This is a genomic window from Schaalia naturae (assembly GCF_042665795.1).
Lineage (GTDB): Bacteria > Actinomycetota > Actinomycetes > Actinomycetales > Actinomycetaceae > Pauljensenia > Pauljensenia naturae.
This window is the reverse complement of the sequence record NZ_JBHTEF010000001.1, coordinates 1,236,879-1,252,478: the sequence shown is the minus strand read 5'-3', so window position 1 is coordinate 1,252,478 and position 15,600 is coordinate 1,236,879. Positions and strand designations below refer to the sequence as shown.

The window sequence follows — 15,600 nt, the reverse complement described above, 5'->3', positions numbered from 1 at the left end:
GCGATGGATGGGCGGATCTGCCCCCGCTGCGGGTGACATGGAGTCGTTGCGGCGGTTGGCGGAGTCAAACGGCGTCGCGACGGGGTTCTGGGACTGGTACGGGAGGCGCCGCGATGTGTCCGCGGACTCCCTGCTGGCCGTCCTGGAGGCTCTCGACGTGCCCGTCGGCCGCGGCTCGACCGTCGACGAGGTCCGCGCCGCGCTCGCTCGCGCCGAGGACGGGGAATGGCGCTCGACCCTGCCCGACTGCATCGTCGTGAGGCAGGGCAGTGCCCGCGAGATCCCCGTCCACGTCCCGCACGGGGACTGGGTGCGCGTGTCCTACGTCCTGGAGGACGGATCCCGGGGGGACCTGGTCCAGTTGGGCCGATGGGTGCCGCCCCGGGAGATCGACGGTCACCTGGTCGGGCGCGCCACGATGCTGGTGCCCGACTGGCTCCCCCTGGGGTGGCACCGGCTGGTGGCCACCGTCGAGGGCGGGAGCGAGCACTGCGCGCCCCTCATCGTCGTGCCCGAGCGCCTGGAGCCGGCCGCCCTCTCCGACGGCCTCCGCCACTGGGGCGTGAGCGCCCAGATGTACTCCGTGCGGTCCCGGGGCTCGTGGGGCATCGGCGATGCCGTGGACCTGGCCGACCTGGCAGCCCTGTGCGCCGATCACGGAGCGGACTTCCTGCTGATCAACCCCGTCCACGCCTCGTCGCCCGCCCTCCCCATGGAGCGCTCCCCCTACCTTCCCGTCACGCGGCGATGGGTCAACCCCCTCTATATCCGCCCCGAGGCGGTCGAGGAGTACGCCGCGCTTCCCGACGACCAGCGACGGCGCGTCGAGGAGCTCCGGCAGGCCGCCCGGGGCCCCGAGGAATCCCCCCTGATCGACCGCGATCGCGTGTGGGGGGCGAAGCGCGAGGCCCTGGAGCTCCTGTACCGGGTGCCGCGCTCCTACCACCGCGAATCCGAGTTCCGCGCCTTCGCCGCCCGCGGCGGCCCGGACCTGGAGGGATTCGCCCTGTGGTGCGCGCTGGTCGAACGGGCCGGGGAAGACGGCCTGTCCCCGGATTGCGCGCGCGCCGACGCCCCCGGCGTCGGCCCGGCCCGCGTCGAGGCGTCGGACCGCATCGAGTTCTGGATGTGGTGCCAGTGGATCGTCGGCCTCCAGATGGGGGACGCCCAACGGGTGTGCACGGGCCTGGGCATGGGCATCGGCATCATGGGGGACCTGGCTGTGGGCGTCCACCGCAACGGCTCCGAGACTTGGGCGGAGCCCGGCATGTTCGCCCGGTCGATGTCCGTGGGCGCCCCTCCCGATATGTACTCCCAGCAGGGACAGGACTGGTCCCAGCCGCCGTGGTCGCCGCGGGCGCTGGCACGCTCCGGATACCGCCCTCTGCGCGACATGGTCCGCGCGGCCCTCGCCCATGCGGGTGCCGTGCGCCTCGACCACATCCTCGGGCTGTTCCGCCTGTGGTGGATCCCCAGGGGGACGCCGGCCGCACAGGGGACGTACGTCTCCTACGACCACGAGGCCATGGTCGGGGTCGTGCTGCTCGAGGCCCAGCGCGCCGGCGCCGCCGTCATCGGGGAGGACCTGGGCACCGTCGAGCCCTGGGTCCGCGGCTACCTGGCGGACCGGGGCGTCCTGGGCACCTCCGTCCTGTGGTTCGAGAAGGAGGGCTCGGGCTGGCCGCTGCACGCCGACCGGTACCGGCGCGATGTCCTGGCCACCGTCACCACCCACGACCTGCCCCCCACCGCCGGATACCTCGACGGCGTCCAGACGACGCTGCGGGACCGGCTGGGGCTGCTGGTCGACGACGTGGAGACCGTGCGCGCCGCCGACCGCGTCGAGCGGGAGCGGATGCTCCAGCGGCTGCGCGAGTACGGCCTGATCGGCGCCGACCAGGCCGAGCCCTCGACGCGCCAGGTCGTCGAGGCTCTCCACCGCTATATCGTGCGCACGCCCTCCCGGCTGGTCGCCGCCTCTCTCGTGGACGCCGTGGGGGACACCCGGCCGCAGAACCTGCCAGGCACCAACCGCGAGTACCCGAACTGGTGCATGCCGCTGTGCGACGCCCAGGGGAGGGAGGTCGCCTTGGAGGACCTGCCCTCCGACCCGCGTCTCACCGCGTTGTTCGACATCATGGGGCAGGTCCGCGCATAGGCCCGTCAGCCTGCGCCATCGCCCTCTGGCGGTGATGTGCCCCGTGTTACTCTCGATCACATGGCAAGCCGGCCAGACCACGACGAGCGTGAGGGAGCACACCATGAGTCAAGCTGAATCCGTCCTCGACGCGCTGGGCGGATGGGACAACATCGAGGACATCGAGGCCTGCATCACCAGGATCCGCGTCGAGGTCGACGACGACAGCCTGGTCGACGAGGCCGCCCTCAAGCAGGCCGGCGCCTTCGGCGTCGTCAAGGTCGGCACCTCCATCCAGGTCGTCATGGGCCCCCAGGCCGACGCGATCGTCTCGGACATCGAGGACCTGCGCTGACATTGGAGGTCGGAGCGCCGGTCGCCGGTCGCGTCATCGCTCTGCCAGACGTCGCCGACCCCGTGTTCGCCCAGGAGATCGTCGGGCCGGGGCTCGCAATCATCCCCACCCGGAAGGGGCGGCTCCCGGCACTCGCCCCCATCGACGGGACGATCGTCAAGCTCCACCCGCATGCCTTCGTCATCGCGACGCCGTCCTCGCCGGCGGTGCTCGTCCACCTCGGACTCGACACCGTCTCTCTCGCGGGGAACGGCTTCTCCCTGCTGTGCGAGGAGGGGCAGGAGGTGCGCGCCGGCGATGCCGTGGTCGCCTGGTCTCCCTCGGACATCCGAGGGCGGGGCCTGGACCCCGTCGTCCCCGTGATCGTCCTGGAGTCGGCCGGCCTGGCCCTCACAGCGCTCGCGGAACCCGGACGGCGGGTGAGGGCCGGGGAGCCTCTGCTGCGCCTGGGGTGACGCGCCCCGGGGAGAGCCCGGATCAGAGGTCCAGCAGCAGCGTCTCCGTCGCCCCGTCCGCGCGCTGGGCGGCCAGCTGGCGTTCGACCACGGCGATGCGCTCGCGGAGGATGCGCACGAGCGCCGCGGACGCCTCGGGGTGGGAGCCGATCCAGGCGCGGCCCTGGGCCGCGACGTCCAGATCGGCGGCGTAGCCGGCCAGAGCGGAGGGGAACATCAGGGTGACCAGATCCTCCGCGGTGTGGAACGTGTTGTCCGCCCACATCGCCTCCAGCGATTCGAAGTAGTCCGCGACGAAGGGCACGTACAGCTCGGGACGGGTGGGGGCCTGCGCCCAGAACCCCGAGGCGATGGCCCACCGCGTGTCATTGGGCAGGGACGGGTCGCGCAGGACCTGCTCCCACGCCTCGGCCTTGACGTAGGAGTCGCCGCGGGCGGCCCGCGCGCGGGCCGCGTTCTGGCGTCCCGTCATCGTCGGGTCCTCCGCCTCCAGGGCGGCGATCCGCTCCTCGTCGGCGACCCCGCCGCGGACCAGCGCCGTGAGCAGGTCCCACCTGAGGTCGACGTCCAGGTCCAGCCCGAGAAGGGTGTCGGTGCCGGTGTGGAGCGCCTCGATGGCCTGGAACTGCGCCGGGGAGACCGCCGCGCGCGCCGCGGCGCGCACCAGAATCTGCTGCTGGTCGGAGCCGGGTACGGCGGCGCGGGCCAGCAGGAGCAGCCGGTCGCCGATGGCGGCGAGCTCGGCCTCGCGCGCCGAGGGCGCGACGAAGGTCTGCGACGCCTGCGTGATGTGGCGCAGCGCCAGGTTGAGCATCGCCATGTTCGTCTCGACGGGCAGGGCGGAGATGGCGAGATCCAGGTAGGACCGCGCGTCCATCTCGGCGTCGCGCGTCATGTCCCAGGCCGAGGCCAGGATCACGTTGCGGGTCAGCGAGTCCGCGAAGGCCGTGATGTGGTCGACGGCGAAGGCCAGGGACTCCGGGTCCAGGCGGATCTTCGCGTAGGCCAGGTCCCCGTCGTTGACGAGCACCAGGTCGGGGCGGGCCAGGCCCCGCGCGGAGGGGACATCGGTCGAGGCGCCGTCGACGTCGAGCTCCTCGCGGAAGGTCCGGGTGACGGCGGCGCCGTCCTCGTCGAGGGCGTACCCGGCCACGGCGAGGCGGTGGGGGCGCAGGGACGACCCCTCGCTGAAGGGCTCCTGGACGACGGACAGGCGCGTGACGGCGCCGTCCCCACCCGTCTCCACGACGGGGCGCAGCAGCGTGACCCCGGCCTCCTCCAGCCAGACCCTCGACCAGGCCGCGAGGTCGCGGCCGGAGGCCTTCTCCAGCTCGCCGAGCAGATCGTCCAGCGTGGCGTTGCCGTGCGCATGCGCCGAGAGATAGGCGTGGAGCCCGGTGAAGAAGGGCTCGCGCCCGACATAGCTGACCAGCTGGCGCAGCACAGAGGCGCCCTTGGCGTAGGTGATGCCGTCGAAGTTCACCTCGACGTCGGCCAGGTCCCGGATCTCCGCCTTGATGGGGTGGGTCGTGGGCAGCTGGTCCTGCGTGAGCCCCCAGTCCTTGCGCAGCAGGAAACCGGTCCAGGCCTGCGTCCACTCGGTGCCCTCGGCCAGCGCCAGGTGGGACATGAACTCGGCGAAGGACTCATTGAGCCACAGGTCGTTCCACCACTTCATCGTCACGAGGTCGCCGAACCACATGTGGGCGAGCTCGTGGAGGACCGTGTTCGCGCGAGTCTCGAGCTGGGCCGCGGTGGGGCGCGTGCGGTAGATGTACTCGTCGCGGAAGGTGACGCATCCCGCGTTCTCCATGGCGCCGGCGTTGTACTCGGGCACGAAGACCTGGTCGTACTTCGCGAAGGGGTAGGGGATGCCGTACTGCGACTCGAAGAAGGCGAAGCCGGAGCGGGTGACGTCCAGGATCGCCCCGGCGTCCAGGTGCTCCGCCAAGGAGGCGCGGCACCACACGCCCAGGGGGATCTCCCGACCGTCCGTGGAGGTCAGCGCCGAGGTGGTCCCCTCGTACGGCCCCGCCACGATCGCCGTGATGTAGGTCGAGATCGGGTCCGTCGCGTCGAAGCGGTACGTCCAGGACTCGGGCCCCTCCTCCGGCTGCGGGGTCGGCGCGTTCGAGAACACCCTCCACCCCGCGGGCACCGTCACCGTGAAGGCGAAGACGGCCTTGAGGTCGGGCTGCTCGAAGGTGGCGTACACGCGCCTGGCGTCGGGGACCTCGAACTGCGAGTAGCAGTACGCCTGGCCGTCGGCGGGGTCGACGAAGCGGTGCAGGCCCTCCCCGGTGTGCATGTACTGGCAGTCCGCGTCGACGACCAGCGTGTTGTGCGCGGCCAGGCCCTCCAGGGCGATGCGGTTGTCCCGGTGAGCACCGACCCCCAGGTCCGCGCCGTTGAGCGTGATCGAGCGGACATTGGCCGAGACGAGGTCCGCGAAGGCGGAGGCCCCCTCCTGCGCATCGAAGGAGAGGGTCGTGACGGAGCGGAAGTCCCGGTCCCCGGTCGTCAGGTCCAGGTCCACGTCGTAGCGGGTGGCGGTGACGGCGGCAGCTCGTTGTTCGGCTTCGTCACGGGTGAGGTTCAGACCGGGCATCGACAGGCCTTCCTGGGCTAACGGGATGATGGGACCGCGCGCCCGAGGGCGCACCGGCCTCCAGTTTCCCACGTCAGCGCGCGAAACACACGTGCGCGCCAACGGATCGTGACGCGGCGTGCGAAAATCGGTGGCGATCGCCCCGCCGAAACCCGCGGGGGAACAGCCGCACCAGCAGGGAGCACGCCCATGACCGCACGCACCCGACGCGCCCCGGGGCTGCCCGGCCGCCTCCTCGCCGCCCTCGCGGCGGGAGCCTGCGCGATCGGGATGTCGGCATGCGAGATCGCCGAGAGGCCCTCCGACCAGCGCCCGGCCGTCCAGACCACCCCGGTGCCCGATCCCGGGGCGTCGACCCTGCCCGCCTCGCCGGCCCCGCCCTCGTGACCGCTCCCGATCCGGGGCGGGGCCGCGGGGCGCCGGGCCCGGCGGTCACCAGATGCGCACGCGCTCCTCGGGCTCCAGCCACAGGGCGTCCCCGGGACGCAGGCCGTAGGTGTCGGCGAAGGCGTCCAGGTTGCGCAGCACCCCGTTGCACCGGAACTCGACGGGCGAGTGCGGGTCGACGGAGAGCATCTGGACGGCGTACTCGTCACGCGACTTCCCCCGCCAGATGCGCGCCCACGAGAGGAAGAAGCGCTGCGGTCCGGTCAGGCCGTCGATGACGGGCGCGTCCGCCGGGGAGGCGATGCCGCGGTCCCGCAGGGTCGCCGCCCACGCCTTCCATGCGATGGCCAGGCCGCCCAGATCGCCGATGTTCTCGCCGATCGTCAGGGCGCCGTTGACGTGGAGGCCGCCGCCGCGGCCCTCCAGCTGGGCGGGCGTGCAGGCGTCGTACTGGGCGATGAGGGCTCTCGTGCGGGCCTCGAACTCCGCTCGGTCCTGGTCGCTCCACCAGTTCCGCAGGTTCCCGGCGGCGTCGAAGCGGCTGCCCTGGTCGTCGAAGCCGTGTCCGATCTCATGGCCGATGACCGCGCCGATGCCGCCGAAGTTGACGGCGTCGTCGGCCTCGGGGTCGAAGAACGGGGGCTGGAGGATGGCGGCGGGGAAGACGATCTCGTTCATCGTCGGGTTGTAGTAGGCGTTGACCGTCTGAGGGGTCATGAACCACTCGTCGCGGTCCACGGGCCGGCCGAGCTTCGACCACTCGTAGTCCGACTCGTGGGTCTCCGCGGCGCGCACGTTGTCCACCAGTGTCGCCTGAGCGGAGACCGCCAGGGCCGAGTAGTCGCGCCACTTCGGCGGGTAGCCGATCTTCGGGGTGAAGCTCGCGAGCTTCTCCAGGGCGCGCGCCTTCGTCTCCTCGCCCATCCAGTCGAGGCGGGTGATCGAGTCGCGGTAGGCGCCGAGAAGGCGGGCGACCAGGTCCTCCATGCGGGCCTTGGACTCCGGGGGGAAGTGCCGGGCCACGTAGAGGCGCCCGAGCGCCTCGCCGAGCGTGCCCTCGACGAGGGCGAGGCCGCGCTTCCACCGCGGGCGCAGCTCCTGCGTCCCGGCCAGCGTGCGGGAGTAGAAGTCGAAGTTCTCCTCGACGAAGGCGCGCGCCAGCAGCGGCGAGCGCGCGTCGATGACCTTGCGCGCGAGCCACAGTTTGAGGACGTCGAGGTCCGTGCGCTCCCACAGCGCGCAGGCGGCGGCCAGGAAGTCGGGCTGGTCGATGTTGACGGTGTCGACGGCCGTCGTGTCGAAGCGGGCGGCGAGCGCCCACCCGTCCCAGTCGAACCCGGGGTTCTGCTCGACGATCTGCGCCCAGGCGCGCGGGTTGTCCGCCAGCTGCGGGTCGCGGTTCTTCACGGAGTCCCAGTGGTGGCCGGCGAGCGTCGTCTCGAAGGCCATGACGCGCTCCGCCGCCTCGGCGGCGGCGCCCTCGTCCACGACACCGCCCAGCACGAGGGCGCGCGCGACGTGGCCCGTGTAGGCGCTTCGGGTCGCGGCGTGGTGGTCCTCGCGGTAGAAGGACTCGTCGGGCAGGCCGAGCCCGGCCTGGTGGAGGTAGGCGATGTAGCGCGAGGCGTCGCGCACGTCGTTGTTGACGTAAGGGGAGAAGAACAGCGAGACGGTCCCGCGGGAGAGCGAGCCGCCGACGCGGGCGAGCGCCCCGTGGTCGCCGGCCCGGGCGATGGCGTCGAGCTCCGGGGCCAGGGGTGCACCGCCGGCCTCCTCCACGGCTCCCTCGTCCATGAACTGCCGGTAGATGACGGCGATGCGCTCAGCGTCGGGATCCTCGAGGCGCCCGGCGGCCGCGTCCTCGACGATGGCGCGCCCACGATCCTCCGACAGGTCGCGCAGCAGGTAGAACGCCCCGTCGGTGGGGCGGTCCGCGGGAATCGGGTGCTCACGCAGCCAGGTGCCGTTGACGTGCCGGAAGAAGTCGTCCTGGGGGCGCACGTCGCGATCCATCAGGGAGGGATCCAGGACGCGGGCCTCGAGTGTCTGCTCAGTCATGGCTCAACCCTACAGACGCTCCGGAGACGGGCGGACGGGTCAGGCGTCGGCGTCGTCCTCCTCGTCCTCGGTCGTGATGACGGGACCACGTCGGGCGCGGATCTCGATCTGCTCCGCGTCGAGCTGGGCGAGCGCCTCGCGCAGGGTCCGCGAGGAGACCCTCCCGGCGTCGCGGGCGCGGGTCAGGGCCTCACGCTCGGCCTGGATGGCCCGCAGGCGCAGCTCGCGGTACTGGGCGAAGCGCTCGGGCGTGGTGGAGACGGCCTGGGCGTGCATCGCCTGGGCGTTGGAGAGGTCGCGCCGAGCCCGGGCGACGGCCACGGGGTCGTAGGCGGAGCCGTCGGAGCGTGCGAGCCCGGGTTCGTCGAGGCATCCCAGGGCGGCGGTGTCCAGCTCGGTGCGCAGCGCGGCGCGCTCGGCGTCCAACTCGTCCGTGCCGCGCGTGAGCGCGAGCCGCCGGGTCAGCCAGGGCAGGGTGGCTCCCTGGAGGACCAGCGTGCCGGCGGCGACGAGGAAGGCGACGAGGACCAGGAGGGCGCGCTGCGGGGTGCCGGTGGGCAGCGACTGGGCGGCCGCCAGGGTGACGACCCCGCGCATCCCGGCCCACACCAGCAGCACGCCCTCCCGCGGCCCCAGGCGCTGCTCCGTCAGGTAGTCGATGTCGGCCGCGGTGCGCGCGAGGAACAGCCGGAGCCGGTCGAGCCGCGCCTGGGGAAGCGGCGCCGCGCCGCGCCCGAGCTCCCACAGGCTCCCGTCCGGGTCGCGCAGCCGGTCGACGGCGGCCCGGGCGCGCTCGCGGCGCGCGGCGCGGCGTCGGGCGCGGCGCCCGAGCAGCCTGAGCAGCACGCCGATGAAGGCTCCGCGCACGGCGAGCACGACGAGGACGGCGAGGGCTGCGAGGCCCGCCGCCGACCACAGGCTCTCGTGGACGCGGCGGACCTCCTCGACCAGCCCGAACAGCTCCAGGCCCATGGCCAGGAACACCCCGCCCTCGAGGAGCAGGGAGACGGAGCGCCAGGTCGGCGCCTCCGCCATGCGGTCGGTGGGGTCCAGCTGCCGGGCGGCTCCGTTTCCGGCGACGAGACCCGCGGTCGCGACGGCGACCAGCCCGGACGTCCCGAGCTCCTCGGCGGCGAGGTAGGCGACGAAGGGCGCGGTGAAGGACACGAGGGTGGACAGCGGCGCGTTGTGCAGCCATCGGCGGAACCGGAGGCCGCCGGTGCCCACCAGGGCCCCGATGACGAGGGCGGCGGCGATGGAGTAGACGAGCTTCCACACGATCCCGCCGGCCGACACCGTGTCCGGTGACCCGGCCGCCGAGATGGCGACGCCCATGATGACGAGCGACGTGGCGTCGTTGAACAGGCTCTCCCCCTCCAGGACCGTCACGATGCGAGGGGACACCCCGAGGCGGCGGATGATGGTGGTCGCCACCGCGTCGGTGGGGCTGAGGATCGCGCCGAGCGCGATGCCGACGGACAGGGGGATGCCGGGGACCACGGCGGTGAGCACGCCGCCCAGCGCCAGCGAGCTGAGGATGACCAGGACCACGGACAGGCCGCCGATGGCGGTGAGGTCGCGGCGGAACTCCATGGCGGGGAGCCTGACGGCCGAGGCGTACAGCAGGGGCGGCAGGACGCCGGCCAGGATGAGGTCGGGGTCCACGGTGATCGCGGGAACGGCGGGGATGAAGGAGACGGCCACTCCCAGGGCCACGAGGACGAGGGGCGTGGCGACGCGCAGCCGCGGGGCCAGCTTCTCGCCCAGGACGATGGCCAGGACGCCGAGGACCGCGATGAGGGCGACGGGAACCGCGTCGATGTCGGCCATCCGGTCCTCCTCCGCTGCTCTCCGTGCGCGTTCGAGGCTGCCTGCGCGCGTCCGGGGCCGATCCTACCGGTCGGAGTGGCCTGGGCCACAGTCAGGGGCCGGGAAACGTCACGATGTCACCTCCAATGTGTGCACGTTTGTGCACGGAGGCTGAACGTGGCGCGCACAGGGGTCGGCGGGTGTGAGGATGGCATCGAGACAAGCGCTGGGCGCAGACGCCAGGTGACCGGCCGGCGTGGATGCCGGGGCAGGGAGGGACACGGATGAGAACCATACGCAGCGAGGTGGTCGTCGTCGGCGGCGGCTCCACGGGTGCGGGCGTCGCGCGCGACGCCGCCATGCGGGGGTTCCCCACGGTGCTGGTGGATCGCGCGGATCTCGGTCAGGGCACCACGGGGCGCTTCCACGGCCTGCTGCACTCCGGCGGGCGCTACGTGGTCTCCGATCCGGAGTCGGCCACGGAATGCGCCCAGGAGAACGCCATCCTCAAGAGGATCCAGGCCGACGCCTGCGAGGACACGGGCGGGCTCTTCGTCACGGCGCCAGTGGACGACGAGGCCTTCGCCGACGGCTTCGAGGCCGCATGCCGGGCGGCGCGCGTGCCCTGCCAGGAGATCCCCGTCTCGGAGGCGCTGCGCCGCGAACCCCGGCTCAACCCCGGCACGAAGCGCGCCTTCGAGGTGCAGGACGGATCCGTGGACGGCTGGAAGCTGGTCTGGGGCGCGGCCCGGTCGGCCGAGGCCTACGGGGCGAGGATCCTCACCTACCACCAGGTCACCCGCATCGAGCACGCCGACGGCCAGGTCCGCGCCGTCATCTGCCGCGATCTGCGGGCGGACGAGGAGGTGCGCATCGAATGCCGCTTCGCCCTCAACTGCGCGGGGCCGTGGGCCGGGAGGATCGCGGCGATGGCGGAGTGCCACGGCGTCGACGTCGTGCCCGGCGCCGGCATCATGATCGCGATGAACCACCGCCTCAACCACGAGGTCCTCAACCGCTGCATCCATCCGGCCGACGGGGACATCGTCGTGCCCGCCCACACCGTGTCCATCATCGGGACCACGGACAAGAAGACCGACGACCCGGACCGCCTGTCCATCCCCCACGACCAGGTCCAGCAGATGCTGGACGCCGGCGAGGAGATGATCCCGGGCTTCCGGCGGATGCGGGCGGTCCACGCCTGGGCGGGCGCGCGCCCGCTCATCCGGGACACGTCGGTGGCCGCCAACGACACCCGGCACATGCGCCGCGGGATGAGCGTCGTCGACCACCTCGAGCGCGACGGCGTGGCCGGCCTGCTCACCATCGGCGGCGGGAAGCTCACGACCTACCGGCTCATGGCCGAGCGCATCGTTGACGAGATGTGCGAGCAGATGGGCGAGGAGCGCCCCTGCCGCACCGCGGAGGAACCGGTCGTCGGCTCCGAGTCCGGGACGCTCTACACCCTGGGACGCCGCCTCCACGAGGTCGAGCAGCCCACCGCGGATCCGGGCACCGTCGACGCCCCGGGAGGGCGCCAGGTCGTCTGCGAGTGCGAGCTGCTCACCCGGGAGAAGCTCGAAGGGGCCATGGAAGGCCTCAAGGACTACACCCTCGACGACGTCCGCCGCCAGATGCGCCTGGGGATGGGGCCGTGCCAGGGTGGCTTCTGCGCCTCGCGCGCCGCCGGCATCGCCCAGCAGCGGGGGGACGTCGGAGCCGAGCGCGCCACCGAGCTGCTGCGCATGTTCCTCAAGAACCGCTGGATCGGACTGTGGCCGATCCTCTTCGGCGGACAGGCGCGCGAGACCGCGCTGGACTACTGGATCTACTGGGGCACGCTGGACCTCGAGCACCTGCCGGCCCCGACGCAGGAGGTCGTGCGATGAGGGACGCCGTCGTTATCGGAGCGGGGCTGGCGGGCCTGGCCGCGACGCTGCGCCTGGCCGAGCGCGGGCGGGCCGTCACCCTGGTCACCGGCGGCCTGGGCGGGCTGCAGCTGGGCCAGGGGACGATCGACGTCCTTGGCTACGACGGGGATCGCCGCGTCGAGGACCCGCTCACCGCGGTCGACTCCTGGACCGGGGACGACCCGGACCACGCGGACCACCCCTACGCCCGCTTCTCCGGGGAGCAGGTCCGCGAGGCGCTCGCCTGGCTGGCGGGCGTGGCGGGCCCCGACCTGCTCGAGGCCCCCGAGGGCCTCACGGTGGCCAACGTCTGCCTGCCCACGGCCGTCGGCGCCCTGCGCCCGACGGCGCTGATCCCGCCCTCGATGCGCGCGGGCGTCATCCGGTCCGACCGCGAGTACGTCTTCGTCGGGCTGCGCCGCCTCAAGGACTTCTACCCCGACTTGGTCGCCGGGAACCTCCAGCGCCAGAGCGCTCCGGACGCGGGCGCCGACGGGGCCCCGATCCGCGCGCGGGCCGTGTGGGTGGACGTCGAGGCGCGCCCCGGCGAGGTCGACACCTCCGGGGTGAATTGGGCGCGCGCGCTCGATCGCCCCGAGGCGCGCGAGCGGCTGTGCCGGGCCATCGCCCCGCAGCTGCGCGACGGGGAGGTCGTGGGCCTCCCCGCGGTCCTGGGGCTCGCCGACACCGGTGCCTGGCGCGACATCGCGGCGCGGCTGGGCCACGACGTCTTCGAGGTGCCGCTGCCGCCGCCCTCCGTGCCGGGAATGCGCCTGAACGAGCGCCTCACCGAGCTGGCCCGGCGCCGTGCGCGCTACGTGCTGGGATCGCGGGTCACCGGCATCGAGGGACTGGGCGACGAGGGCGGCCTCGGCCTGTCCGTCCGGGTGGCGACCGCCGGGCACGACACGCTGATCGAGGCCCGGGACGTCATCCTGGCGAGCGGCGGGCTGGAGTCGGGCGCCCTGTGGCTGGACTCCTACGGGCACGTCACCGAGACCGCTCTGGGCCTGCCGGTGCGCCTGCCCGAGGGCGTCGCGGAGGACGGTGAGGGCCTGACGGCCGGCGACTATTGGGGCGCTGACCAGCCGCTCTACCGCACCGGCCTGGACGTCGACGACCAGATGCGCGTCCTCGACGGCGGCGGCGCCCTCGTCGATGCACATGTGCGCGCGGCGGGGGGCATCCTGGCCGGGGCGACTCGGTGGCATGAGAAGTCGGGCGACGGCATCGCCCTGGCCAGCGCCCTGCGCGCGGCCGACTCGATCCTGGAGGGTGAGGAATGAGCAGCGAGACGATCCTGGACCTGGACGAGTTCGGGCTGCGCGCCAGCCTGGACGCATGCGTGAAGTGCACGATCTGCGAGACCCAGTGCCCGGTCGCGCGCGTCACGGACCTCTTCCCCGGGCCGAAGTTCGTCGGCCCGCAGGGCGAGCGCTACCGCGGGGGCGCCATCTCGGTCGACCACTCGATCGACTACTGCTCCTCGTGCGGCACCTGCACGCTCGTGTGCCCCGAGGGCGTCAAGGTCGCCGAGATCAACCACCACGCCCGCACCGCCATGAAGGAGCAGCAGGGCATCCCCCTGCGCGACAAGCTGATCTCGCGGACCACTCTCATGGGAGCCGTGATGACGCCGGTGGCGCCGCTGGCGAACTGGGCGCTCGCGAACAAGCCGATCCGGAAGATCGTCGAGGGCGTCGTCGGGGTGCACGCGGACGCCCCGATGCCGGTGGCGGAGGGCCGCTCCTTCGAGGCATGGTTCCGCAGGCACACGCCCCAGCCGGAGTCCGGCACGCGCGGCCAGGTGATCTTCTTCCACGGGTGCGCGGGGGAATACTTCGAGGTGCAGACCTCGATCCGGTCGGTGGAGGTCCTCGAGCACCTGGGGTACGAGGTGCTCGTGCCCCACCACGGGTGCTGCGGACTGGCGCTGCAGTCCAACGGCCTGTACGACGACTCCCGCAAGTACGTGTCGCGGCTCACCGAGCAGCTGCGTTCCGTGAACCGGGACGCCCCGATCGTCACGTCCTCGGGCTCGTGCGGCGGCATGCTCAAGCACGAGGCGCGCGAGATCCTCGAGATGGACACCCCCGAGCTGCGCGATGTGTCTTCGCGCGTCTTCGACATCTGCGAGTTCCTGCTCGCGCTGCACGACCGCGGGGAGCTGGACGAGGACTTCCAGCGCATGGACGTCACCCTGCCCTACCACGCGCCCTGCCAGCTCAAGAGCGCGGGGATGGGGCTGCCCGCCGTCCAGCTCATGGAGCTCGTGCCCGGGGTCCACGTCGTCGAGTCCGGTCAGCCGTGCTGCGGCATCGCCGGCACCTACGGCCTGAAGAAGGAGAAATACGAGGTCGCCCAGGCGGTGGGCAAGCCCGTCTTCGACTTCATCAAGGAGACGAACCCGGAGATCGCCGTGTGCGACACGGAGACCTGCCGTTGGCAGCTGCGCAAGGGCAGCGGCGCCCACGTCATCCACCCCATCGAGGTCATCCACGAGGCCTACGGCCTGCGCAGCTGACTCTGCGGGGAGACACGCGCCTCCCAGGGGCGAGGGCGCGCCACCGACGAGGGCGGCGCCGGAGGATCAGGTTGTCGACCGTGTGCAGGACGATGCCGGACTCCGGTCCGCCGCTGCGCACCGTCGGCCAGGCCGTCACCAGCGCGAACACGCTGACGTCCGGCAGCCCCTTCCACCCGTAGTCATGCTCGGCGGCGAAGACCGGGACCTGGGCCGCGACCGCGACCCATGCGGGAGGTGGCGGAGCTTCGCCGAGACCGGGACCGCGAACCGGGTCCAGTTGGCGATCGCGGTCCTGGAGTCGGGGGAGGAGGCCCCGGTGCGGTCGATGGGCGGATCGCGGGGATGGGCGCGCGGGACACCGGACTAGGCTCGCCCTGTCTCGGAGATGCGGACAGGAGATGGTCGGCGGTGCAGGTCACGCGGCTCGGCGGTGAGGGGAACCCGGTCAGGATCGTCGTCCATGCGGGTGCGGGCGGGGTTCCCGCCTCGTACGGCCCGGAGGAGCACCGGGCTTGTCTCGACGCGCTGGAGCGGGCGGCGCGCGCCGGGCAGGAGGTCCTGGACGGCGGGGGAGCGGCGCTGGATGCGGTGTGCGCGGCCGTGGTCGTCTTCGAGGATTTCCCGCTGTTCAACGCCGGGCGCGGCGCGGCCCTGACCACCGATCTCACGGCGGAGATGGATGCGTGCCTGATCGCCGGGGACGGACGCGCCGGGGCGGTGACCTGTGCGCGGTCCATTCGCAACCCGATCTTGGGGGCACGCGCTGTCATGGAGCGCACGCCGCACGCGCTGATGGTGGATCCGTCCGACGAACTGCTCGCGCAGTGGGGGGTCGAGCGCGCCGACGCGGGCTATTTCCTCACGCCGAGGCGCCTGGAGGACGCCCGGCGCGACCGCGCGCGGTTCGGCGGACCCGGCGGCGGGCACGGCACCGTGGGCGCAGTGGCCGTGGATGCGGGAGGGGCGGTGGCGGCGGCGACGTCCACCGGGGGCCTGAGCCACGGGAAGCTGCCCGGCCGCGTCTCGGACACCTCCCTGGTGGGGGCGGGGTCGTTCGCGCGCGACGGCGTCGTGGCCGTGTCCTGCACGGGCTATGGCGAGGGGTTCATCCGCGGCGTCGTCGCCCACGACATCTGGGCGCGGCTGCGTTACGGCGGCGCCGGTCTCGAAGAGGCGGTGACGGCGTCGATCTCGGAGAACCTCGTGCCGCCACTGGGCGACGGCGGCGGGATCATCGCGGTGCGCCCGGACGGCGAGGCGGTGGTGGCGTTCAGCACTGCGCACCTGTGGCGCGCGTGGGTCGACGACGGGCAGGTGATCGTCCCCGAGCAGTGAGCCCGGGCGTCCAGCGCAC

The 15,600-nt window shown here is 72.7% G+C and carries 12 protein-coding genes; 9 read left to right on the top strand and 3 right to left on the bottom strand.

What is annotated here, in order from left to right; all coding sequences use genetic code 11:
- Nucleotides 1-7 precede the first annotated feature (7 nt).
- From malQ to ACFQWG_RS05455, 3 genes are all read left to right on the top strand, one after another.
- Nucleotides 8-2,158, top strand: a complete 2,151-nt coding sequence (gene malQ / locus ACFQWG_RS05465) for a 4-alpha-glucanotransferase (protein ID WP_380972919.1) — start codon at nt 8-10, stop codon at nt 2,156-2,158.
- Between the two features lie 88 nt (nt 2,159-2,246).
- Entirely contained in the window at nt 2,247-2,492 is a 246-nt protein-coding gene (locus ACFQWG_RS05460; protein ID WP_291497351.1) for a PTS glucose/sucrose transporter subunit IIB, read from the top strand.
- A 2-nt stretch (nt 2,493-2,494) separates the two neighbouring features.
- Nucleotides 2,495-2,947: a PTS sugar transporter subunit IIA gene (locus ACFQWG_RS05455; protein ID WP_380972916.1), complete on the top strand. Its 453-nt coding sequence runs from the start codon at nt 2,495-2,497 to the stop codon at nt 2,945-2,947.
- Between the two features lie 22 nt (nt 2,948-2,969).
- On the opposite strand, the gene pepN is transcribed toward ACFQWG_RS05455, so the two are convergent.
- Nucleotides 2,970-5,555, bottom strand: coding sequence for an aminopeptidase N (gene pepN, locus ACFQWG_RS05450; RefSeq protein WP_380972913.1), 2,586 nt, complete (start codon nt 5,553-5,555; stop codon nt 2,970-2,972).
- Nucleotides 5,556-5,744: 189 nt separating this feature from the next.
- Here pepN and ACFQWG_RS05445 point away from each other — a divergent pair, with 189 nt between their 5' ends.
- Entirely contained in the window at nt 5,745-5,942 is a 198-nt protein-coding gene (locus ACFQWG_RS05445) for a hypothetical protein (protein ID WP_380972910.1), read from the top strand.
- A 45-nt stretch (nt 5,943-5,987) separates the two neighbouring features.
- On the opposite strand, the gene ACFQWG_RS05440 is transcribed toward ACFQWG_RS05445, so the two are convergent.
- Nucleotides 5,988-8,000, bottom strand: coding sequence for a M13 family metallopeptidase (locus tag ACFQWG_RS05440; protein WP_380972907.1), 2,013 nt, complete (start codon nt 7,998-8,000; stop codon nt 5,988-5,990).
- A gap of 39 nt (nt 8,001-8,039) precedes the next feature.
- The gene (locus tag ACFQWG_RS05435) at nt 8,040-9,830 is read right to left on the bottom strand and encodes a cation:proton antiporter (protein ID WP_380972904.1); all 1,791 of its coding nucleotides are present in this window, start codon (nt 9,828-9,830) and stop codon (nt 8,040-8,042) included.
- Nucleotides 9,831-10,093: 263 nt separating this feature from the next.
- Here ACFQWG_RS05435 and glpA point away from each other — a divergent pair, with 263 nt between their 5' ends.
- The 5 genes from glpA (at nt 10,094) to ACFQWG_RS05410 (ending at nt 15,581) form a co-directional block, all read left to right on the top strand.
- Nucleotides 10,094-11,698, top strand: a complete 1,605-nt coding sequence (glpA, locus tag ACFQWG_RS05430; protein WP_380972901.1) for an anaerobic glycerol-3-phosphate dehydrogenase subunit GlpA — start codon at nt 10,094-10,096, stop codon at nt 11,696-11,698.
- On the top strand, nt 11,695-13,005 hold the full coding sequence (glpB, locus tag ACFQWG_RS05425; protein ID WP_380972898.1) for a glycerol-3-phosphate dehydrogenase subunit GlpB: 1,311 nt from the start codon (nt 11,695-11,697) through the stop codon (nt 13,003-13,005). Before glpA ends, glpB begins: the two co-directional genes overlap by 4 nt.
- Nucleotides 13,002-14,243 (top strand): anaerobic glycerol-3-phosphate dehydrogenase subunit C, encoded by a 1,242-nt coding sequence (locus ACFQWG_RS05420; protein WP_291501270.1) that lies wholly within the window; start codon nt 13,002-13,004, stop codon nt 14,241-14,243. Before glpB ends, ACFQWG_RS05420 begins: the two co-directional genes overlap by 4 nt.
- Before the next feature lie 184 nt (nt 14,244-14,427).
- On the top strand, nt 14,428-14,613 hold the full coding sequence (locus ACFQWG_RS05415) for a hypothetical protein (protein ID WP_380972895.1): 186 nt from the start codon (nt 14,428-14,430) through the stop codon (nt 14,611-14,613).
- Between the two features lie 41 nt (nt 14,614-14,654).
- A complete protein-coding gene (locus tag ACFQWG_RS05410) occupies nt 14,655-15,581 on the top strand; it encodes an isoaspartyl peptidase/L-asparaginase family protein (RefSeq protein ID WP_380972892.1) in 927 nt (308 codons plus the stop codon).
- Nucleotides 15,582-15,600 lie beyond the last annotated feature (19 nt).